This window comes from Azospirillum largimobile, from assembly GCF_977007025.2.
In genome coordinates this window covers 734495-755773 of record NZ_CDRMUA020000003.1, presented here as the reverse complement: position 1 = coordinate 755773, position 21279 = coordinate 734495, and the positions used below count along the sequence as shown (strand labels likewise).

Below are 21279 nucleotides of genomic sequence, written 5' to 3'. Positions count from 1 at the left end.
AGACCCGGCCCCGGACGCACTAACCCACAGGAGACAGCGCCGATGAGCATGGTCCGGTTCCTTGGTTCGCTCGGGGTTTCCGCCGGCCTGACGCTGGCGCTGGGCGGCTGCTTCACCTCCGGCGAGATGGCCCGCGTGGTGCAGCAGCCGAAGACACCCACCGTCCGCACCATCAGCAGCTTCAGCGAGGCGTTGCGCTGCATGGACACGCTGCTGTGGACCCACGGCAAGCGCGACATCTACATCACCGCCAACGGCCTGCCCGACGCCACCGGCCGGGTGGCCGGCGGCACGAAGGAGATGCTGATCACCGCCGTCTCCCGCATGTCGGAGACGTCCAACGCCTTCCGCTTCGTGGATTTCGAACCGGCGCTGGACGACGTCAACGCGCTGTACTGGATGATCGGGGTGCAGCCGAACTTCCGCGCGCCGTCCTACTACATCCGCGGCGCCATCACCCAGCTGGACGACAATGTGGTCAGCGAGGCGGCGGGGGCGGGGCTGTCGCTGCCGAAGCTGGACCTCGGCGTGTCGGCCGACCAGGTGATGTCGATGGTGTCCGTCGACCTCAATGTCGGGGAACTGGTGACCCGCCAGATCATCCCCGGCATGTCGGCGTCCAACACGCTGGCGGTGGTGTCGTCAGGGCGCGGAGCCGATGCCGGCGGGGTGATCGGCAAGGCCGGCCTGTCCTTCAACATCTCGCTGAACCGGTCGGAGGGGCTGCACCAGGGCGTGCGCACGCTGGTCGAACTCAGCACCATCGAGGTGCTGGGCAAGCTGACCCGCGTGCCCTACTGGCAATGCCTGGGCATCGACCAGACCAACCCGGCCTTCATGGCGGAGGCGCGCGGCTGGTTCGACGGCATGGCGCCGGCGGAGCGCGTCACCTTCACCCAGCGGGCGCTGTCGGCGCAGGGCTATTACGACGGGCCAGTCAACGGGCAGCTCGACCAGCGGACCGCCGAGGCCGTCGGCCGCTTCCAGGCGGACAGCGACCTGATCGCCACCGGCCGCATCGATTTCGACCTCTACCAGCGCCTGCTCGCCAAGCCGCCCGGCCAGGGCGGGGCGCCGCCGGCCCGGCTGCAGAGCGTCAGCAATGCCGGCGGCGAGGGGCTGCCGCGTCCCCAGCCGTCGCCGGCCAAACTCGACCTGCTGCTGTCGTCGGACCGCGGGCCGGCACCGCGCTACCGCGCCGGGGAGGCGCTGGTGGTGCGGATGCAGCCGACGGCGGACGGCTTCGTCTACTGCTATTACCGCGACGCCGCCGGCACGGTTTCCCGCATCTTCCCCAACCGTTTCCAGCCCGACGCCTTCGTCGAGGCCGGCCGGCAGGTGGAAATCCCGCCCGGCGTGCAGAAGCCCTTCAACCTGCGGATGGACCGTGCGGGCGCGGAAGAGACGGTGGCCTGCATCCTGTCGCATGACGAGATCGGCGTGCGGATCCCGGAGGCGCTCAAAAGCGAGGATCTGCAGCCCATCCCCGGCACCGCGCTGGATGACGTGATCAACGCCTTCGCGACGGCGAAGGGAAGCGACGCCCGTGCCAAACGGCTGTCGGTGAAGGTGCTGCCGGGCACGCTGGCGCAGGACGGGTAGGCCCGTTCCCTCCGGAAAACCGCCGCCGACTGTTGGCCGGCTCACAGCGCGGGGGAGGGGGGTGGCGATAGAACCAGGGGCAACGCCGTTCCTTCTCCTGCCCATGGAGCCTCAGATGACGAAGTCCATCCTGTCCCCCATCCTGACCCAGGCCCTGGCCGCCACCCTGCCGATGCTGGCCGTCGTTTGCGCCGGACCGGTATCCGCCCAGACCGTGGAAGGGTCCGGCCCGTCGAAGGTGATGATGTTCGACCGGCCGCCCAGCGTGGAGGAGCTGCGCGAGGTGGTGGCGCCGGAACCGAAAATCCGCACCCGCAGCATCGAGATCATCGGCGGAGCGGCCGGTGCCGCCGCCAAGCGCCCGCGCCCCATCGACGAGATCAATTACGGCACGGCACCCATCCCGCCCGCGGCGCAGCCGGCTCCTCAGTATGATGCCCAACCTGCCGCCCAACCGGCGCCGAGCCGACCCGCCCACAAGCAGCGCCGGCAGGAGGCGCGGATGGAGGCACCGGCCGCCGAGCAACCCGCCGACAGTGCCACGCAAGCGGGTGAGGCGCCGCAAGCCTTCGGGTTCCGCATCAACTTCGCCCTCAATTCCGCTGAGATCCCGGCGGACTCCGCGTCCTACATCGACGCCGTCGGCGCGCTGATGAAGGAGGATCCGAACCTGGGACTGACGGTCGAGGGGCACACGGACGCCAGCGGCAGCCTTCCCTACAACCTGCTGCTGTCGCAGCGGCGCGCGGTGTCGGTCGGCGAGTATCTCGTCCGCGTCCACCAGATCGATCCCAAGCGCATCACCGTGGACGGCAAGGGGCCGTCCGCGCCGCTCGCCGCCAATCCCTATGACGGCCGCAACCGGCGCGTCGAATTCAAGCCGACCCATTGAGCGGCGGCCGGAACGGAGGGGATGTCATGAAGCACGCCTTGCTCCTCGCCGCCTGCCTCGGCTTGGCCGTCACCGGTGCCGCCGACGCCACGCTGGTCCGCAAGAAGAGTCCGGAGAATTCCGGCGCCGCCAGCGGCGGGGCCCAGAGTGGTGGTGTTCAAGGCGGCGTGGACGTCGCCCCGGCCGGCACGCGGGTCCGCGTCCAGTGCTGGCAGGACGGCCACAAGATCATCGACGAGGCGGACCTCGCCGTCGTCTCGCTCAGCATCGCCAGCCAGATCAACGGGCTGCGCTTCCGCCGCAACGGCGGGACGGACGGAACGGTGTCGGTGATGACGCAGTCCCGCACCGCCTGCCTGCTCGCCCCCGACGATGGGAAAGGCCGCAGCCGCGACTGACGAGCTCCAACCAATAAGGTGACCATCATGTCCAAGAGAACTCTCTCCCATCTGCTGGGTGCCGCCGCCGTCGCGGCCCTGGGCTGCGGGCTCGCCCCCGGGGTGCGGGCGGAGGCCGTGGTGGTGGCGTCCAGCGCGCCCGGCTACGTCCAGGGCCAACTCGTCGCCGACGGTCAGGCCGTCCGGCTTCCCGACGGGGCCAATGCGACGCTGCTGTTCGCTAACGGCCGCCTGCTGCGGCTGCGCGGCCCCTATGACGGTGTTCCCGGCGAGATGGCCGACAGCGCCGTTTCGGCCCGTGCCGGTCCCGTCGACGACCGCTTCATGCAGAGCGACCTGGGTGCGGCCCGCGCCTTGGGGAACCCGCTGGAGGCGGCGCTGGAGCGGGCGCTGGCGATCGACCCATCCGTTCCCGGCATCCGTTGCGTCAGGGCGGGAAGCCCACCCATGCTGCGCCGCCCGGTGGAGCCCGGACTGGATGGCATGCTGCTGCAGGAGATGGGCGGCGGAAGGCGCGTGGCGGTCGGTTGGACCGGCACCGGCTTGGCACCTTGGCCGCCGGGCCTTCCATTGACCGACGGTGCGGACATCGCGGCCCTGCGGCCGGATGGAACGCCGATCGGCACCTTGCATGTCCGCTTGGTCGATGCGACGGCCGGGGCGGCGCTGGCGGTGGGCATGGCCTCGGCCGGCTGCACCGGGCAGATCGGCGCGGCGATGGCGGCCTTGCGTGACGCGACGGTGCCGCTTGCCCTTTTTCTCACCGCGGATCCGGCTTCCGCAGCTGGTGCCGGGGCCACCTACCGGCCGGGCGAGGACATCCGGCTGCTGGTCCAGACCGATCGCGACGCACACCTTTACTGCTATCTGCGCAATGCGCGCGCCCAGTTGATCCCAATCTTCCCGGCCGGCGGCGCCATGAGCGCCCAAGTGGCCGGCAATGCGCCGGTCAGCCTGTCCGGCGACCGCATGCCCTTGCGGGCCGGCGACGGTCCCGCCGATCTGGAGGTGCGCTGCATCGCCGCCAGCCGCAATCTTGACGGCGAGATGCCCGGCCGCACCGACGCCTTCCGCCCGCTTGCCGAGGAGGCCGCCGTCCAGCTCGATCGCGCAGTCTCCCGCCTGCGCGAGACCGAGGTGGCATCCGCACAGCTTGTCCTGAAGGTTCGCTGAGGAGCCGCATGGACGGTGCACCCGCGACCCCCAGGGAGAGACCGCCGGCCTCTCCCGCCGTAAAGCCGGAGCCGCCGGAGCCCGGCCGGCGCCGTTGGCCGGGGATGCGGCTGGCCGTGGCCGTCGTGCTGGGCAGCGCCCTGCTGGCGCTTGCCGCCGCAAGGCTGGTGCCGCCGCTGCGCACCGCCGACGAAAGCCTGGGCGACCGGCTGATCGCCGCGTCGGCACCGGCCCGGCCGCAGCATCCGGCCATCGCGCTGGTGCTGTTCGGGGAGGACAGTTTCGCTGGGTTGGCCTGCCGGTCGCCGGTGGATCGCGGCATGCTGGCCGACATGATCGGCGTGCTGGAGGCGGCCCGGGTGCGGGCCATCGGCATCGACGTGCTGTTCGACCAACCGACCCTGCCGGCGCTGGACGAGCGGCTGCGCCGTGCCATGCTCGGCGCGTCGGTCCCGGTGGTCGCGATCACCGCGCTGGAACAGACTCCGCTGACCGAACGGCAGCGGCACTTCCTGAACGCGTTCACCGAAGGGCTGCCGCGCGGCCACGCCAATCTGGCGAAGGACCGGCTGGATGCCGCCGTGCGCTGGCATGTCCCTTTCGGCGGCGACGGCACGCCCAGCCTGCCGGTGCAGCTTGCCCGCGTTGGCGGCGTGTCCGGCGTGCCGGCGGAACCCTTCCGCATCGACTGGCATGGGCGGCCGGGCGGCGCCACCGCCCCCTTTCCCATCTATCCCGCGGAGGCGGTCGCCCTGCTGCCCAAGGACTGGCTGGCCGGGCGGATGGTGCTGGTGGGGACGGCGCTGGCGGGCATCGACCAGCATCGCACGCCGCTGTCGCCCGCCGGCTCCTCGACGGCGGGCGTGGAGATCGAGGCGCATGTGCTGGCCCAGCTGCTCGACGGGCGGAGCAGCCCGCGCCTGCCCGTCGCGGGGGAGGCGGCGCTGGCGCTGCTGATGGCGGCGGCCGGGGTGGCGGTGGCGCTGGCTGGGCTGCCGTTGTGGTTGCTGGCATCGGTGGGCCTGCTTGTGCCGGCGGCGGGCTGGACCGGCGCGGCGGCGCTGTTCACAGCGGGTGGACCGCTGGTGCCGCTGGTGGCGCCATCGCTGGCCTGGGTGGCCGGCATCGCCGCCATGACCGTGCAGCTGTCCTTGCGGGAGCGGGCCGACCGGCGTGTCATGATGCAGCTGTTCGCCAATCACGTCTCCCAGCCGGTGGCGGAGGAGATCTGGCGCGAGCGTGCGACCTTCATGGCCGGCAACCGCCCGCGCCCGCAGCAGCTGACCGCGACCGTGCTGTTTTCCGACATCGAAGGCTTCACCACCATCTGCGAAACGCTGGAGCCGGAGCCGCTCATTCGCTGGCTGGAGGGCTATCTCGACGCCATGGTGCGCATCGTCACCGCCCATGACGGGGTGGTGCTGCGCTTCGTCGGCGATGCGATCCTGGCGGTCTTCGGCGCGCCGGTCGCCCGCACCACCCAGGCGCAGATCGACGCCGACGCCCTCCGTGCCGTCCGCTGCGCCCTGCAGATGGGGCGGGAGCTGGTGGCGCTGAACCCGCAATGGCAGGCGGAGGGGCTGCCGCCGGTCGGCATCCGCGTCGGCCTGCACACCGGTCCCCTGGTGGCCGGCAGCCTGGGCGGGCTGCGCCACAGCGAATATTCGCTGCTGGGGGACACCGCCAACACCGCCGCCCGGCTGGAGGCCTACGGCAAGCTGGTCGACGCCCGGACGTCCCGCCACTGCCGCATCATCGTCGGCGACCCGACCTGGCAGGCGGTGCGGCAGGATGTCCAGGGCCGCTGCACCGCGCTGCCGGTGGGAGAGGTGGCGCTGAAGGGCAAGACCAGGACGGTGCGCATCTGGCTGCTGGTCGACGACGGCGATGCCGACGGTTGCGTGTGAGGACAATCAAAAAATCATGCGCGATGCGCGCAGTAATCCCTTCGGTCTGCCACCTCCTCTTTTGCCGGAGTTAGGCAGAAGGGGCGTCTTGGCATTGTTTGTTGCCGCGGGTATGCTTCTTCCATCCATGGCGGGTTGCCGGCAATATCCGGAAATATTTTGAACAGCCCATCGCTATGCGCCGTAAGCTTCGCCGGCTGACCCGTAGATGGATGTGACAGTCGGACGTGATCGATGGAGTGCGGCGCCTCTTTGCCCAGGTACGGAGGCGGGGATGGTGGAACCGGTCGGACCCTGCCGGAAGGTTTTCGCGGTGCTTGTGCTCCTGCTGGTGATCGCGGGACCGGCGGGGTTTGCGCGCGCGGCCGGACCTGCTGCTTCCGGGGCAACCTCCGGCGGTGCGGCGGCGGAAAGCCGTCTGGCGCTGGTCATCGGGGTCAGCAACTACCGCAACGCGCCCGAGCTGCTGAACCCGCGCAACGACGCGCGCGCCATCGGCGAGGCGCTGCGGGCCCTGAATTTCACGGTGGACGAGCAGTACGACCTGGACGCCCGCGGCTTCGCCACCGCCCTGCGCCAATTCGGCCTGAAGGCCTCGCAGGCCGACGTGGCGGTGATCTTCTACGCCGGGCACGGCATCCAGGTGAACGGCGTCAACTATCTGCTGCCCGCCGACGCCCAGTTGGAGCGGGAACGCGATCTGGTCTATGAGGCGATCCCGCTCAACCTGCCGATGGGGGAGCTGGCGGGCGCGCGCAAGCTCGGCATCCTCATCCTCGACGCCTGCCGCAACAATCCCTTCGTCGACCGCCTGACCCGCAGCGGGTCGAACCGCAACCAGGCGCATCCCGGCCTCGGCAGCGTGGACGACACGCCCAGCGACACGCTGGTGGCGATGGCGACCCGCGCCGACCAGCTGGCGGAGGACGGCACCGGCGACCACAGCCCCTTCAGCGCGGCGCTGCTGCAGCATCTCCAGACACCCGGCCTGGAACTGAGCCTGTTCTTCCGCAACGTGCGCGATACGGTGAAGCAGGCGACCAACGGCCGGCAGGAGCCGTTCGTCTATGGCTCGCTCGGCGCCACGCCCTTCTATTTCAACCCGCGCCCGCCCAACCGGCCGCCAGTGGTGGGAGAGTTGCGGGCGCTGACCCTGCTCGACCGCGCCAGCCCGGAACCGCTGGCGCCCGGCAAGCCGACCGACCCCGACGACGACCAGATGTACGCCCGCGTCACCGGCCTGCCGCGCGGCGGCACCGTCCGCGTCGGGGAGCGCAGCGTCCTGATCGGCGATTACCTGACGGTGGAGCAGCTGGCAGCCACCAGCTTCAAGCCCGACGGCAGTTTCCGCGGGGAGGCCGGCGCCTTCGAATTCCTGGTGGCCGACGGCCGCGGCGGCACGGTGACCGGCACCATCCCCGTCACCATCCGGCCGAGCAACCAGCCGCCGGCCGTGGTGGCGGAACGCAAGCTGCGGGCCGCCGGCAACCCGATGGGAATCGACGCTCCGGCCGATCCGGACGGCGACGCGCTTACCGTCACCGTTACCGCCGTTCCCGACCGCGGCAGCGTCCGCAACGGCGCCGCCGTGGTGAAGCCGGGCGACCGGCTGACCGTCCAGGCCCTGACGGCCCTGACCTTCGACCCGGAAGCCGCGTCGCCCGGTCCGGCCGGAACCTTGCGCTACAGCGTCGATGACGGGCGCGGCGGCATCGCCACGGCAAGCGTCGGCGTGGAGATCGCGCCGCCGGGAACCACCCCGGTGGCGGAACTGGAGGACAGCGTCTGGAAACGCATCCAGTCCAGCAGGGAGCCCGGCGACTATCAGGCCTTCCTGCAGCTGTTCGGCGGCAGCGGCTACGCCCCGATCGCCCGCCGCCAGATGGAGACGCTGAAGCTGGCCGGCAGGCCGGCGGAGACGGCGTCCCAACCGAAGGCGGAGCAGCCGAAGACGGAACAACCAAAAACAGAGCCTAGGGCCGAGGTCGCGCTGGGTCCCGGACTGGAGCCGGCCGATCCCGGGCGCTACACCGTCACCGCCGACGGCGTCCTGCGGGCGACGCCGGCCAACGGCGGCGCGCGGGTCGGCCGGGTGGCGCGCGGGGCGACGGTCCAGGTGCTGGGCCGCGTGCCGGAGGGCGGGTGGTACCGCATCGCGCTGGAGGACGGCACGCAGGGTTTCGTCGCCGCCGCCTTGCTGAAGCACGAGCCGCCGCCCGCTCCGCAGCCTGCCGCTGCTCCACAGCCCGCGCCCCAGCCGGCCGAACCCCAGGTGGCGGCTGCGGCTCCGCCGGGGCCGGCCAACGGGGCGGCGCGCAATCACGGGGCCGGCAACAGTTTCCAGGACTGCCCGACCTGTCCGGTGCTGGTGCGGGTGCCGGCCGGCAGCTTCATGATGGGGAACGACAAGGGCGACCCGTCTGAGCGGCCGGTGCACCGCGTCACCATCGCCAAGCCCTTCGCGCTCGGCATGTATGAGGTGACCGTCGGCGAATGGCGCGCCTGCATGCAGGAGGGGGGCTGCACCGACCTGCCGCGCATGGTCAAGGTCACCGACACGTCGCCCGTCCACAATCTGCATTGGCAGGATGCCCAGGCCTATGTGGCGTGGCTCAGCCGCAAGACGGGACAGCGTTACCGCCTGCCGAGCGAGGCGGAGTGGGAGTTCGCGGCGCGGGCCGGCACCGCCACACCCTATTGGTGGGGGGCGGAGTCGGGGGTTCAGGCCGACTGCGACGATTGCGGCGGCCCGCACGAACACCTGACGCCCGCCGCGGTCGGCAGCTACAAGCCGAACCCCTTCGGCCTGCACGACATGAACGGCGGGGTGGCGGAATGGGTGGCCGATTGCTGGAACCGCAACTACCAGGGCGCGCCCGCCGACGGCGGCGCCTGGACCCAGGGCAACTGCCGCAAGCGGGTGCTGCGCGGCGGGTCCTGGCGCGACAGGCTTGAGGTGATCAACGGCACCGTGCGCAACAGCTACGACGTCGACGTGCGCTATCTCACCAACGGCTTCCGCGTCGCCCGGGACGTGAACTGAGCACCTTCAACGCTGGACCGTGATGGTCGTCTGGGTCGCGCGGTTGCTCCTGCCGACTGCGGTGTTGGTCGTGGTGTTCACGTTGTTGACCTGCACCCCGCCCTGGGCCAGCGCCGAGGGCAGATGCGGCAGCGGTCCGGCCGTGCTCATCAGCAGGTCCAGCGTCGACGGACCATGCGGCTTGGCGGTCGGCGCGGGCGCTGGTTCCGGTTCGGGTGCCGGCGCGGGAGCGGCGGTTTCCACCGGCCCGGCGCCGTCGTCGCCAAGCTGCTGCTGGCTGATGTTGCCGTCGCCGAAGGCGAAGTTCAGCGCGCTGTTGAAGTTGTTCACGATGAAGGGCGCGTCGATGAAGGTGAAGCTCGGGTCGACCGGCTGCACCGGCGGCTGGCGGCTGGCGGCCAGCGGCTGCCCCTTGCTGAAGCCGGCGAGATAGCCGGCATCGCCGCGGATGCGGGTGATCGACTGCTGGTGCATGGAGGACCGGCTGACCGACGGGTTGGTCACCATCGCGCCGGGAGGAGCGCCGCGGCGGTTCGGGTCCACCGACACCGGCAGGCGCGGCACCTGGGCGAAGGCCTGCGCCATCGCCGCGCCGGGGATCGGGCCGGACGGGAAGGCGATGCCGCCGGTCACCTGTGCGGAGGCCGTCCCGGCGGTCAGCAGCAGGGCGGTGGACAGAAGGATGATGCGGGGCGACGTCATGGCGGGCTCCCTCGAAACTGTTGGCCGGGACGATGCGGGGCATGGGGAGCAGGGTAGGGCCGTCCGCGGGCGGGCGCTGTGGCGCGGCTCACAGTCTGTCGGAGGATTGGCGGCTCAGTCGCAGGATTCGGCGATCTCGTCCAGCGCCTGGGCGTCACGGATGACGATGCAGCCGGCATCCATCCCGATGACGCCCGCGCGCTGCCATTCGTTCAGCAGCTTGTTGACGCTTTCCCGCGAGACGCCGACGAGACAGCCCAACTGCTGCTGCGACAGCTTGATGTCCAGCCGCAGCCCCTCCGGCCCCGGCCGCCCGAAGGCCTCGCCCAGCCGTTTCAGCGCGCGGGCGAAGCGGGAGGGCGCTTCCAGGAACAGCGTGTCCTCCAGATGCTCGCTGGTCTGGCGCAGCCGCTTGCACAGCACGCTGATGATGCGGAATGCCAGATCGGGCCTTGCCGTCAGCACCGGCATCAGTTGCGACCGGTCGAGGACCAGCAGGTCGGTTTCCTCCAGCGCCACCGCGTCGGCGGTGCGCGGCTCGCCGTCCAGCAGGGCGATCTCGCCGAACAGGCCGCCCTTGTTGATGATGCTCAGCACCAGTTCCTTGCCGTCCATGGAATGGCAGCAGATCTTCACCCGGCCGCGGATGACCGCCATCATGCTGTCGCCGGGGTCGCCCTTCTGGAAGATCATGGCGCCGCGCGGGTGGTGCGACAGCCGTGCGGCGGTCGCCAGCCGGTGCCGTTCCTCGCGCTCCAGATGCTTGAGCAGGAAGTGCCCGGCGAGGACGAGATCCTTGTCGAAGTTGATCCGTATCGCGGTCATGGCTGCCCCCTGGCTGACGTCGCGGGCCGGTCCTCTAACCATGGCATGGTACGCCGGCAACCGACCCGTCCCGCCCCGTCAAGGGCGGTACGCCGTCGTTGACGCTTCTGCTCCGTTCGTGTGCGGACCGGACACGAAAAGGGCGGCCGGTGCCCGCCGGTCGCCCTTCGATTGCGATGATGGGGTGAGGAGCCCCACCGTCAGCGGAAGATCGCCTTGGGCGGCAGCGGCTGCGGGTTCAGGGCGCGGTCGCCGCCGTAGGTGGGGCCGGGCGTGATCCCCTGCGTGATCCCCGGCAGGAACCTCGTGCCGCAGGTCAGGCAGGGCGGCGGCTTCGGGATGCCGGGGGACGGCTGGAGGATGATCGGGCCGAGGGTGGTTGCCCGCGTGTAGGACATGGTCGGTGTCGCGGCGAAGGCCGGCGCCGCGGCGAGGGTGGCGAGCGTCAGCGACAGGGTCAGAAGGCGGGACATGGCGGTGTCTCCGGTTCGGTTGGGATCAGAGGTCGGGGTCCTCGTCGTCGAAATCCAATGAGCGGGCCTGGGGGCCGAAGGGGAAGTCGCGGCGATCAAGCAGGCCACGCAGGTCGGGAGCGACGGCGCGGGGGAGCAGTTGGATGTCCGCGTCGGGAATGATCTCCGACTGCGGGTCGGACGGCGTGGCGGAACAGCGGGTCCGGCCGTCGAGCGTCACGCAGTTCAGCGTGCCTGAACCTCGCATGCAGACGGTCTTGCCGTTGACCGTCTGGCAGGCGAGGGAGACGGCCTGCGCCGGGGCCGTCGAGGCCCCGAACAGCAGGACGGGCGCGACGAAGGCCAGGATCATCGGGAACTTCGCCATCGGTGGTCTCCCGGACAAAAGAGATGGGCAAAAGGCTGCAGGGTGGGGAAAGGCTTTGCTCAGCGGCGAAGGCCGGTCAGCGACTGGGCGGCGCTGTTGCCGAGGCCGGCGGTGACGTTTGTGCCGATCCCGACATTGGTGCTGACCAGCGGGCCGCGCCCGCTGAAGTTCAGCCCGACCTGGACGCCGTTGCCCTGGAAGCCGAGCAGCTTCTGTCCGGCCGTGTTGCCGATCCCGGCGGCGACGTTGGTGGCGGTGCCGACATTGGTGCTGACCAGCGGGCCGACGCCGCGGATGGGAGCGCCGCCGCCCTGCAGGACGGTGCCCTGCTGCTGCGCCGAATTGCCGATGCCGGCGCCGACATTGGTGGCGTTGGCGACGTTGGTGCTGACCAGTCCGGGCACCGACATCAGCGACGGCATGCCGGTGCCGGCACCGGTCTTGGGCTGCGCCAGCGCAGGTGTCGCGAGCAGGGCGGCGGCGAGGGTGGCGAAAGCAATTTTGCGGATCATGGCGGGAGTTCCTTCGGTGGGGGTGAGGCTTCGGGCTTCCGTGCCCCGGCGTTGTTGAAGGAAGCTTAGCCAAGTGTTTGAAACGGCTCTGTGAGTTGGCCCACAGATGCGGGCGTTTCCCTGAAGGAATCCGGCGGGCAGGAGCGGACAAAAGAAAGCTCCGGCCGGAAACCGGCCGGAGCGAGGTCAGGGGAGGAAGCCGGGTAGAGGAAGGGCGGTCAGCGCTGCTTGACGAGGGCGCTCTGTCCCGCCCAGTTGCCGGTTCCGGCGGACAGGTTCTGCATGGAGCTGTGGTTGAAGGGGCCGACCAGCCCGCCCGAACGCTGGAGAACGGTGCCGTGCTGCAGGGCGGTGTTGCCGATGCCGGCCGCCGTGTTGCCGACATTGGCGACCGAACCCCCGCTCAGCAGGCCGCCGCTCTTCTGCATCACCGTCGCCCTCTGGCCGGCGAGGTTGCCGATGCCGGCCGCGGTGTTGCCGACCGTCGCCATCGACCCGCCGCTGAACACGCCGCCGCTCCGCTGCTTGACGAAGGCGTCCTGGTTGGCGGTGTTGCCGATGCCGGCGGCGAGGTTGGAGACGGTGGCGACGTTCGGACCGGCGAAGGGACCCTTGGACTTCTGCATGACCAGCGCGCTCTGGTTGGCGGTGTTGCCGATCCCGGCCGCGGTGTTGGAGATGTCGGAGATGTTCTGGGCCATCGCCGGGGCGGCGAACAGGGCGAGCGAAGCGAAGCCGGTCAGCAGGGAGGTGCGGATCATGATCTGGTCTCCTGTCTCGGGGCCGCGGGATGCGGCGTGTTGCCGATGGACAGACCCTACCCAAGCCCCGGATTTTGGGATGTGAGCCGCTCCACACTCTTCCTGCTTTTGTCGATCAGCGGCGATCGGGGTCCGCTCAAGCCTCCTGCCAGTGCGGATAGGTGACGTAGGCGGTGAGGGCGCCCTCTTCGTGCGAGCGGATGGTGACGTTTGAACCCTTGGGCATGTAGACGATCTCGCCCGGCCCGGCGGTGACCGTGCCGGCATCGGAGGCGACCGAGACCCGCCCTTCCAGCACCACCATCACGTCGTCGACGGCAATCGCCTCGTCGATGCTCTGGTTGGGTTCGTAGCGGCCGTAGCCGATGGTGACGGGTCCGCCATGGCGCTGGTCGACCACGTTGCCGACGAACACGTCGGCGTCCTGTCCGGGGGTGCGCTCCAGCGATACGTCCGTCACGGCGAATTTGCGAACGGTCATCTGCGTCTCCTTCAAGAGAGGGGCCGATCCACCCCAGCCGATATCGGGATTGCTGCGGCATGGGGCGGCAGCGGTACAACAGGTCGGAGAGCGGAAATCATCAATGCGGCGCCGTTTCCGCCGTCCGCAAAGCCGGCATCCCCGTCGTTGACAGACGGCGCGATGGTCTTCTAGGCTCCGTCCCGTTCCCAGGGGAGCCTCGTTCAGGAGGCTGAGACACCCGCCGGCCCGGTCCTTCGCGTCCGGGCGACGCGGCAACCCTTCGAACCTGATCCGGGTCATGCCGGCGTAGGGATGCGGGACGAGAAGGCCTTCGCGGCCGACGCGCTGATCCATACCCCACAGGCTTGTCCCGGATTCGTTTGTTGCTCCATCGGTCGGTGCCGCTTGGAGAAGAACGGGGCGGGGAGGGTGCGGTGAGCGCGATCTACGACAGCGTGATCTACGACAGGGTCCTGGCCTTCATGGAGGCCGACATCGGAACCGGGGCGGCGGCCGACGAGGCCTTCAACGCCCTGGCGCTGGCGGTCTTCGCCCACCAGTTCGAGCACAACCAGCCCTACCGCCGCTTCGCCATGCAGCGCGGCCGGACGCCGCGCGGGGTGAAGAGCTGGCGCGACATCCCGGCGGTGCCGATCAACGCCTTCAAGGATCTGACGCTCAGCTGCCGCCCGGCGGAGGAGTCCGCCCGCATCTTCATGACCAGCGGCACGACCAAGGGCGGCATCCGCGGCCAGATCCACCACACGACCCTGTCGGTCTACGACCGCTCCATGCTGCTCAACTTCCGCCGCCGCTTCATGCAGGGCTCAGAGGCTGGGGTGGAGCGGATGGCGATGGGCATCCTGTTTCCGACCGAGACGGCGATGCCGAACTCCTCCCTCGCCCATTACCTGGAGCTGGCGCGGGCGGAATGCGGCACGCCGGACAGCCGCCATTGGATCGGCGAAGCCGGCATCGACATCGCCGGACTCTATGACCGGCTGGACGCCGCCGAACGGTCGGGGGAGCCCTTCGCCCTGCTGGGCGCCAGCTATGGGTTTGTGCATCTGATGGATGCCATGGCGCGCGACGGCCGCCGCTTCGCCCTGCCGGAGGGGAGCCGCATTCTCGACACCGGCGGCTTCAAGGGCCAGTCGCGGGAACTGGAACCGGACGAGTTCTACGGCCAGCTGGCCGAGTTCTTCGGCGTGCCGCGCCGACGCTGCATCAACATGTACGGCATGACGGAGCTGAGCACCCAGTTCTACGACGACGGCAACGCGGTCTGCCCGTCGCTGAAGTCCGGCCCGCATTGGATCCGCAGCCGCGTCGTCGATCCGTTGTCCGGCCGGGACGTGCCGCCCGGCAGCATGGGCGTGCTGGTTCACCATGATCTGGCACACATCAACTCCGTCGCCGCCATCCTGACCGAGGATGCCGGCATCCTGCAGGAGGGCGGCTTCCGCCTGCTGGGCCGCGTCGCCGGCGCGCAGGCCAAGGGCTGCTCGCTGGCGGTGGAGGATTTCCTCGCCGCCGCGCGCGCTTGAGCGGGAGCGCGGCCTTGGCCTTCGGCGACGATCCGTCCGTCATTGAACTGGCCGGCCATTTGCCCGGCCTGCCGCCGGAGGCGGTGGAGCGGCGCGTGCTGACCTTCGGGGCGGGCGATGCGGCGCTGCGCGTGGCAGTGCCGGTGCTGGATGCGGGGCAGGTGGAGCGGGTCTCCGCGACGGTGCGGGCGGCGGCGCGCGGCTATCTGAAGACGCTGCCGACGGCCCACATCGTCGCGGTGATCGACACGGCGATCCAACGGCTGCTCGACCGCGAGGATCCGTGGCGCCAAAGGGCGGAGCGGCTGCTGCCCGTCGTCACCGGCTATGACGCCGAGATGGTCAGGCTGGGGTTGACCGGCTATCTGAAGACCTTCCGCGCCCACGAACTGCGCCGCTTCCTGGCGGAGGATTTCGCCAACCCGCTGGTGCTGGACGAATTCCAGCCGGCGCCCAAGGGCGGCTTCACCCGCGCCTTCGGCCCGGACTTGCTGCTGCATGTCTGGGCGGGCAATGTGCCGGGACTGCCCCTGTGGAGCCTGATCTCGGGCTTGTTGGTCAAGTCCGGCACTGTCGGCAAGCTGCCCAGCGCCGAGCCGCTGTTCGCGGGCTGGTTCGCGCAGCTATTGTCGGAGATCGACCCCAAACTGGGCGAGTGTCTGGCCGTGGTGTGGTGGAAGGGCGGCGACGCGGCGGCGGAGCGGGCATGGCTGGCCCAGGCCGATACGGTGGTCGCCTATGGCGGCACCGCGGCGCTGGCGGCGATCCGCGACCGGGTGCCGGTGACCACCCGCTTCCTGCCCTACGGCCACAAGATCAGCTTTGCGCTGGTGTCGCGCGCCGCGCTGGACCCGCGTCGGTCGGGGGAGACGGCGCGGCTGGCCGCCCACGACATCGCCCGCTACGACCAGCAGGGCTGCTATTCGCCGCAGACCCTGTTCGTCGAGCGCGGCGGCCGGCTGTCGCCGCAGGATTTCGCCGCCATGCTCGCCCATGAACTGGCGGTGCAGGCCCGCAAGCACCCGCGCCGTGTCCTGTCGATGGCGGAGGCCGGGGAGGTCGCCGGCTGGCGCGACGGGCAGGCGATGCGCGGCCTGGACGGGTCCGGCCATCTGCTGCTGTCGGATCCGGCGGGCGGCTGGTGCGTGTCCTGCACCGATGCGCCCGACGGGCTGGCGCCGACCGCGCTGAACCGGACGATTTCCGTGGTCGCGGTGGACGATCTGGCGGAGGTGGCGGGCCGCGTCGCCCCGCACCGTGCCGTGCTGCAGACCGCCGGCATCGCCGCGCCGCCGGAGGAGTTGTTCAGGCTGGCCGGGCCGCTTGGGGCGGCTGGGGTGACGCGGTTCTGCGCGCTCGGCACCATGACCGCGCCGGAGGCGGGCTGGCATCATGACGGCCGGTTCAACCTGCTGGATCTGGTGACGGTGACGGAGATCGAACGGTCGGCGGAAGCGCTGGCGGAGGGGCTGGCCCGCTATGCCGACTGACCCGCCGGCCTTCCTGACGTTCGAGGGTGTACGCTTCGATTACGGCGGTGCGGCCATCGTCGACGGCGTCGACTGGGCGGTCGGCCGCGGCGCCATCCACTGCCTGCTGGGGCGCAGCGGCTGCGGCAAGACCACGCTGCTGAAGCTGGCCGCCGGGCTGTTCACCCCCGCCACCGGGCGGGTGCGGCTGGACGGCGCGGCGGTGTGCGGGCCGGGCGATGCGGTGGGTTTCGTCTTCCAGGCGCCGACGCTGCTGGAATGGCTGACGGTGCTCGACAATGTGCTGCTGCCGGTGACGCTGCACCGCCGCGCCACCGCCGACGACCGCGCCCGCGCGCTGGATCTGCTGGAGCGGGTCGGGCTGACCGGGCTGTCGGAGCGGGGGCCGCGGGCGCTGTCGGGTGGCCAGCAGAGCCGGGTGGCGCTGGCCCGCGCGCTGATCGCCGATCCGGCGCTGCTCCTGCTCGACGAGCCCTTCGCCGCGCTGGACGCCCTGACGCGCGAGGAGTTGCAGGACGATCTGCTGCGGCTGTGTGCGCAGCGTGGCACCACCGCGCTGTTCGTCACCCACGACATCGCCGAGGCGGTCTATCTGGGCGACCGCGTGGCGGTGATGGCGGATGGGCAGCTTCGCCACAGCCTTTCCATCGACCTGCCGCGCCCGCGCCCGCGCGATTTGCGCTACGACCCGCGATTCAACGCGCTGTGCCGTGAGCTTCGCCATGCCATGGACGGCGCGGCCGGGCTGCGGCGGGCGGAGGCGGCGGAATGACGACCCGCATCGCCGCGATCCTGCTGCCGCTGCTGCTTCTGGCGGGGTGGGAGGGCTATTGCCGCTGGTCGGGGATTCCGGCGCTGGTTCTGCCGCCGCCCTCGGCGGTGGGAGCGGCGCTGTGGAGCGGTCTGGCGAGCGGACGGCTGCTGCCGCATCTGGCGGTGACGGCGGCGGAAATGGCGCTCGGGCTCGGCATCGGCTGTCTCGTCGGCTTCGTCGCCGGGGTGGCGCTGGCGGAGGTCGCGGGCTTGCGCCGTCTGCTCTACCCCTACGTCATCGCCAGTCAGGTGGTGCCGAAGCTGGCGCTGGCGCCGCTGTTCATCCTGTGGTTCGGCTTCGGCATGACCTCCACCGTCGCGATTACGGCGCTGATCTGCTTCTTCCCGCTGCTGGAGAACACGCTGACCGGGCTGGACCGCGTCGATCCCGCCAAGCGGGAGCTGTTCCGCATGCTGCGCGCCGGGCGCTGGCGCACCCTGACGCGATTGAAGATCCCCGCGGGCCTGCCGGTGATCCTGGCCGGGCTGCGGGTGGCGGTGGTGCTGGCGCTGGTCGGCGCCGTCGTCGGGGAGTTCATCGGCGGACGCCAGGGGCTTGGCGCCTCGATCATCGCCGCGCAGGGCATGATGGACACCCCGCTGATGTTCGCCCTGTTCGCGGTCATCACCGCGCTGGGCATGCTGGTGTATCAGGCCACGCTGCTGGTCGAGCGGTGGCTGTTGTCTCGACAGGCGAAAGGATAGCAGGAAATGGGGCTGTTTTCTCGTGCGGCGGGCGTGTCCGCCCTCGTCGGGGCGCTGCTGCTGGGCGGCATGTCAGGCGCACTTGCCCAAGCACTGGACAAGGTGACGGTGGCGGGCTGGAGCCAGCCGATCAGCGAAATCACCAACCTGCTGGCAGAGCCCGACAAAGGCTTCTTCAAGGCCAAGGGCATCGCGCTCGACTATGTGCCCGGCACCGGCGGCGGGTCGGCTATCCAGACCATGCTGACGGGCAAGGCTGACATCGCCTTCACCGATCCTGCTGCCCTCTATCTGGCGCTGGACAAGGGCGAGAAGCTGGTCGCCATCTACAACATCTACCCGCAGAACGTCTTCAACGTGGTGTCGCCCAAGGCCAACGGTATCGTCAAGCCCGCCGACCTGAAGGGCAAGCGCGTCGGCGTCTACAGCCTGTCGAGCGGCACCCGCCAGAATCTGGCCGTGCTGCTGCATCAGGTGGGCTTGAGCGAGAAGGACGTGACCATCGAGGTGACCGGGCTGCTGAACTTCGCCCCGGTGATCCAGGGGCAGGTGGACGCCACGGCGGCGACCGACACCGGCCTCTATGTCGCGCGGCTGAAGGGGCTGCCCGAGGTGAACGTGATCGAGGTGCGCGACAGCCTGAACCTGCCGAGCGACATCTTCGTGGTGACGGAGGAGACTTACCGCAGCAAGAAACCGCTGCTCGCCCGCTTCCTCGCCGCCTACCGCGACAGCGCCGCCTGGATGATCGCCAACCCGGAGGAGGCCGCCCGCCTCGCCGTCACCCGCGCCATCAACGGGTCGGACGAGGCGGTCAACCTGGGCATCATCAAGCTGCGCAACGCCTCCACCGTGTCGGAGACGACGGAACGCGAGGGGCTGGGCGCCTTCGATCCCGGCGTGATGCAGAAGGGCGCCGACACTTTCCACCAGCTGGGCCTGATCGCCCGCCCGCTCGACATGGGTGCCGTGGTGCGCACCGACCTGATTCCACCCAAGCAGTAACGGGACCATCATGGATTTCCAGGGCAAGGCCATCCTCGTCACCGGCGCCGGGCGCGGCATCGGCGCCGCCATCGCCCGCGCCTTTGCCGCGGAAGGGGCCATGGTGGTGGTCAACTACCTGCGCAACCAGACGGCGGCGGAGGCGGTGGCGGCGGAGTGCCGGGCGCTGGGCGGCGACGGGCTGCCGCTGCGCGCCGACGTGACCGACGCCGCGGCGGTCGCCGGTATGGTGGAGACGGCGGTTGCGGAGTTCGGCGGGCTGGACGTGGTCGTCAACAACGCCTTCGCGCCCTATGTCTTTGACCCCGACCGGCGGCGGCTGTTCTGGGAAACCGAGTGGGACGATTACCAGACCCAGATCGACGGGGTGCTGAAAAGCACCCACGCCGTCTGCCGGGCGGTGCTGCCCGCGCTGCGCCGGCGGGGCGGGGGCAGCATCGTCAACATGGCGACCGACCTCGTGGCGCGGCCGACCGTGCCATATCACGATTATACCACCGCCAAGGCGGCGCTGATCGGCTTCAGCCGCACCCTGGCGGCGGAGCTGGGGCCGTTCGGCATCCGCGTCAACTGCGTGGCGCCGGGGCTGGTCTATCCCACCGACGCCAGCCGGTCGACCCCGGAGCCGGTGAAGGACCGCATCACCGCCCTGACGCCGCTGGGCCGCATCGCGGCGCCGGAGGATGTCGCCGGGCCGGTGCTGTTCCTCGCCTCCGACTGGAGCCGCTTCATGACCGGCCAGACGCTGACGGTGGATGGCGGGCTGGTGATGGGCGGCACCTGACTCACCGCACCCGCCCGCCGTCACCGAAACCGGCGCCGGAGCAGCCTCAGAACGGCTGCTGGAGCAGGCCGATCAGCCCCTTCACGCCAGAGACGAAATTGCCGATGCGCAGGTTTTCGTCATAGCTGTGCTGGTTGTTGTCGGCATTCACCAAGGGCACGATGACGAAGGGCACCTTCAGCGCCTCGACCGCCGAACCGGTGGGCACCGTGCCGCCCATCATGCGGATGCGCACCGGCTCCTCGCCGTAGGTCGCCTTGTAGGAGCGGTACAGCCACTCGCCGACCTGCGATTGCATGTCGGTCCGCGCCGCGGAGCTGGAGGCGGAGACCTTCTCCGAATCCAGCGAGGCCAGCTTGTCGTGCTTCGCCCGGTCCTCGTCCGTCGGGGTTCCCTGGACCAGATGATAGCCCTGCGCCTCGATGTGCTTCTTCAGCATGCCGATCAGCTGCTCCGGCGGTGTTTCCGGAACCGTGCGGAGGTCGAGTTCGGCGACGGCGCTTTCCGGGATGATCGTGCGGGCCTTGGCGCCCACGTCGCCGGCCGCCATGCCGCGGATGTTGAGCGACGGGTACTGCAGCGCCTCCTGGTAGTTCTTGCCGACCTTCTCGGCCTCGGCGATGCCCAGGCGCTTGCGCAGCGCCGCTTCGTCGTCGGGAACGGCGGACATGATCTTTTCCGCGGCGGCGTCGATCTTCACGGAGTCATAGTAGCCGGGAATGGTCACCCGCCCGGTCTCGTCCTTCATGGACGCCAGCAGCTGCGCCAGCCGCATCGCCGGGTTGGCCGCGTAGTTGCCGAAATGGCCACTGTGCAGGCCCTGTTTCGCCCCGAAGACGGTCAGGGTCGCCTGGGCCACGCCCCGGTTGCCGAACACCAGCGTCGGCTTGTTGGTCTGGTGCATGGGGCCGTCCAGCACCAGCAGCGCGTCGCTCTTCAGCAGGTCGGAATTCTGCCGGATGACCTCGCCCAGGGTCGGCGATCCCTTTTCCTCTTCGGAATCCAGGATGACCTTGACGTTGACGCTGGGCGTCTTGCCCGTCCCCTTCAGGGCGTCGATGGCCGTCAGCAGCATCATGATCGGACCCTTGTCATCCGACGACGACCGCGCGAACAGACGCCATTCCGGATCGACCTGCTCGCCGTAGAGCTTCTCCAGCGGGATCGTCTCCCACTCGCCCTTGTCGGTCTTCTGCTTCAGCGTCGCGTCCCAGGGGCTTTTCTGCTTCCACTGCTGCGGGGTGACCGACTGGCCGTCCAGATGCGCGTAGAACAGGATGGTCTTCTTGGCGGGATCGGCGCCGGGCAGTTCCGCATACAGCATCGGCTTGCCGTCGTTCGGCAGCTGCCGCGTCTGGAAGCCCCGCTTCTGGAACGCCTGCTCCAGCCACGCGACGTTCTTCTGAATATCAGCGGCAACAACAGCATCGTTGGGAAGCGCCAGGAGCTCGACGAATTCCTTGTAATTCGCAGAAGAGTGCTTCGCCGCGAGCGTATCGGCGGACGGGGAGGCCGCGCCGGCCTGCATCGGCAAGATCATGCAGGCGCCGAGAATAAGCACCTGCTTGAGCGAAATTTTCGCTTTAACCGACATTTCTTCCCTCTCACAGTCTTGTGAAGCGACGTGTACGAATGAAGTGCCGACAACGTCAAGTTTGATTGCCGCTTTCACAGGGCTGGGCTGTGCGTGGCGCGCAGCAGCTCGCGGTTGGGACGATGGATGCAGTGGCGACTATCAAAAGGGTCCGGTCCCGTGCAAGCTGTCCGCCGGGTCGGCGGAGCGGGGGATCGGGCGGCGTGAAAGCGGCCGATGATGG

Annotated in this window: 20 protein-coding genes and 1 riboswitch; of the genes, 12 read left to right on the top strand and 8 right to left on the bottom strand. The window is 69.9% G+C overall.

Annotation, left to right across the window (positions count from 1 at the left end):
• The first annotated feature begins 42 nt into the window (after positions 1-42).
• From ACWPKK_RS20990 to ACWPKK_RS20965, 6 genes are all read left to right on the top strand, one after another.
• Complete coding sequence (locus ACWPKK_RS20990; RefSeq protein ID WP_452007893.1) at positions 43-1602, top strand: DUF4384 domain-containing protein; 1560 nt, start codon at positions 43-45, stop codon at positions 1600-1602.
• Positions 1603-1717: 115 nt separating this feature from the next.
• Positions 1718-2494 carry an OmpA family protein gene (locus ACWPKK_RS20985; protein ID WP_452007891.1) on the top strand — a complete coding sequence of 259 codons (777 nt, stop codon included), beginning with the start codon at positions 1718-1720 and terminating at the stop codon, positions 2492-2494.
• Between the two features lie 26 nt (positions 2495-2520).
• A complete protein-coding gene (locus tag ACWPKK_RS20980; RefSeq protein ID WP_324870123.1) occupies positions 2521-2892 on the top strand; it encodes a hypothetical protein in 372 nt (123 codons plus the stop codon).
• Between the two features lie 27 nt (positions 2893-2919).
• Positions 2920-4065 (top strand): hypothetical protein, encoded by a 1146-nt coding sequence (locus tag ACWPKK_RS20975; protein WP_452007889.1) that lies wholly within the window; start codon positions 2920-2922, stop codon positions 4063-4065.
• 8 nt (positions 4066-4073) lie between these two features.
• Positions 4074-5972, top strand: a complete 1899-nt coding sequence (locus tag ACWPKK_RS20970) for a CHASE2 domain-containing protein (RefSeq protein WP_452007887.1) — start codon at positions 4074-4076, stop codon at positions 5970-5972.
• Positions 5973-6285: 313 nt separating this feature from the next.
• A complete protein-coding gene (locus ACWPKK_RS20965) occupies positions 6286-9015 on the top strand; it encodes an SUMF1/EgtB/PvdO family nonheme iron enzyme (RefSeq protein ID WP_452007885.1) in 2730 nt (909 codons plus the stop codon).
• Positions 9016-9021: 6 nt separating this feature from the next.
• On the opposite strand, the gene ACWPKK_RS20960 is transcribed toward ACWPKK_RS20965, so the two are convergent.
• From ACWPKK_RS20960 to ACWPKK_RS20930, 7 genes are all read right to left on the bottom strand, one after another.
• Positions 9022-9717, bottom strand: a complete 696-nt coding sequence (locus ACWPKK_RS20960) for a hypothetical protein (protein WP_452007882.1) — start codon at positions 9715-9717, stop codon at positions 9022-9024.
• A gap of 114 nt (positions 9718-9831) precedes the next feature.
• Complete coding sequence (locus ACWPKK_RS20955; protein ID WP_324870128.1) at positions 9832-10542, bottom strand: Crp/Fnr family transcriptional regulator; 711 nt, start codon at positions 10540-10542, stop codon at positions 9832-9834.
• 200 nt (positions 10543-10742) lie between these two features.
• On the bottom strand, positions 10743-11015 hold the full coding sequence (locus tag ACWPKK_RS20950; RefSeq protein ID WP_452007878.1) for a hypothetical protein: 273 nt from the start codon (positions 11013-11015) through the stop codon (positions 10743-10745).
• A gap of 25 nt (positions 11016-11040) precedes the next feature.
• The gene (locus tag ACWPKK_RS20945) at positions 11041-11382 is read right to left on the bottom strand and encodes a hypothetical protein (RefSeq protein WP_452007876.1); all 342 of its coding nucleotides are present in this window, start codon (positions 11380-11382) and stop codon (positions 11041-11043) included.
• A 59-nt stretch (positions 11383-11441) separates the two neighbouring features.
• On the bottom strand, positions 11442-11894 hold the full coding sequence (locus ACWPKK_RS20940) for a hypothetical protein (protein ID WP_452007874.1): 453 nt from the start codon (positions 11892-11894) through the stop codon (positions 11442-11444).
• A 218-nt stretch (positions 11895-12112) separates the two neighbouring features.
• On the bottom strand, positions 12113-12655 hold the full coding sequence (locus ACWPKK_RS20935) for a hypothetical protein (RefSeq protein ID WP_149224984.1): 543 nt from the start codon (positions 12653-12655) through the stop codon (positions 12113-12115).
• A 136-nt stretch (positions 12656-12791) separates the two neighbouring features.
• Positions 12792-13136, bottom strand: a complete 345-nt coding sequence (locus ACWPKK_RS20930) for an AraC family ligand binding domain-containing protein (protein ID WP_452007872.1) — start codon at positions 13134-13136, stop codon at positions 12792-12794.
• Between the two features lie 180 nt (positions 13137-13316).
• Positions 13317-13449, top strand: a riboswitch (TPP riboswitch).
• A 103-nt stretch (positions 13450-13552) separates the two neighbouring features.
• Here ACWPKK_RS20930 and ACWPKK_RS20925 point away from each other — a divergent pair.
• From ACWPKK_RS20925 to ACWPKK_RS20900, 6 genes are read left to right on the top strand one after another with little or no spacing between them, the layout of a single operon-like run.
• Positions 13553-14665, top strand: coding sequence for a LuxE/PaaK family acyltransferase (locus tag ACWPKK_RS20925; RefSeq protein ID WP_452007870.1), 1113 nt, complete (start codon positions 13553-13555; stop codon positions 14663-14665).
• A gap of 14 nt (positions 14666-14679) precedes the next feature.
• Complete coding sequence (locus ACWPKK_RS20920) at positions 14680-16155, top strand: acyl-CoA reductase (protein ID WP_452007868.1); 1476 nt, start codon at positions 14680-14682, stop codon at positions 16153-16155.
• Complete coding sequence (locus ACWPKK_RS20915) at positions 16145-16927, top strand: ABC transporter ATP-binding protein (protein ID WP_452007866.1); 783 nt, start codon at positions 16145-16147, stop codon at positions 16925-16927. Before ACWPKK_RS20920 ends, ACWPKK_RS20915 begins: the two co-directional genes overlap by 11 nt.
• The gene (locus tag ACWPKK_RS20910) at positions 16924-17673 is read left to right on the top strand and encodes an ABC transporter permease (RefSeq protein WP_452007864.1); all 750 of its coding nucleotides are present in this window, start codon (positions 16924-16926) and stop codon (positions 17671-17673) included. Before ACWPKK_RS20915 ends, ACWPKK_RS20910 begins: the two co-directional genes overlap by 4 nt.
• A gap of 6 nt (positions 17674-17679) precedes the next feature.
• Complete coding sequence (locus ACWPKK_RS20905) at positions 17680-18678, top strand: ABC transporter substrate-binding protein (RefSeq protein ID WP_452007862.1); 999 nt, start codon at positions 17680-17682, stop codon at positions 18676-18678.
• Positions 18679-18688: 10 nt separating this feature from the next.
• Positions 18689-19462, top strand: coding sequence for a 3-oxoacyl-ACP reductase (locus ACWPKK_RS20900; RefSeq protein ID WP_452007860.1), 774 nt, complete (start codon positions 18689-18691; stop codon positions 19460-19462).
• A 46-nt stretch (positions 19463-19508) separates the two neighbouring features.
• Here ACWPKK_RS20900 and ACWPKK_RS20895 read toward each other — a convergent pair whose 3' ends face one another.
• The gene (locus ACWPKK_RS20895; RefSeq protein ID WP_452007858.1) at positions 19509-21002 is read right to left on the bottom strand and encodes a M20/M25/M40 family metallo-hydrolase; all 1494 of its coding nucleotides are present in this window, start codon (positions 21000-21002) and stop codon (positions 19509-19511) included.
• Positions 21003-21279 lie beyond the last annotated feature (277 nt).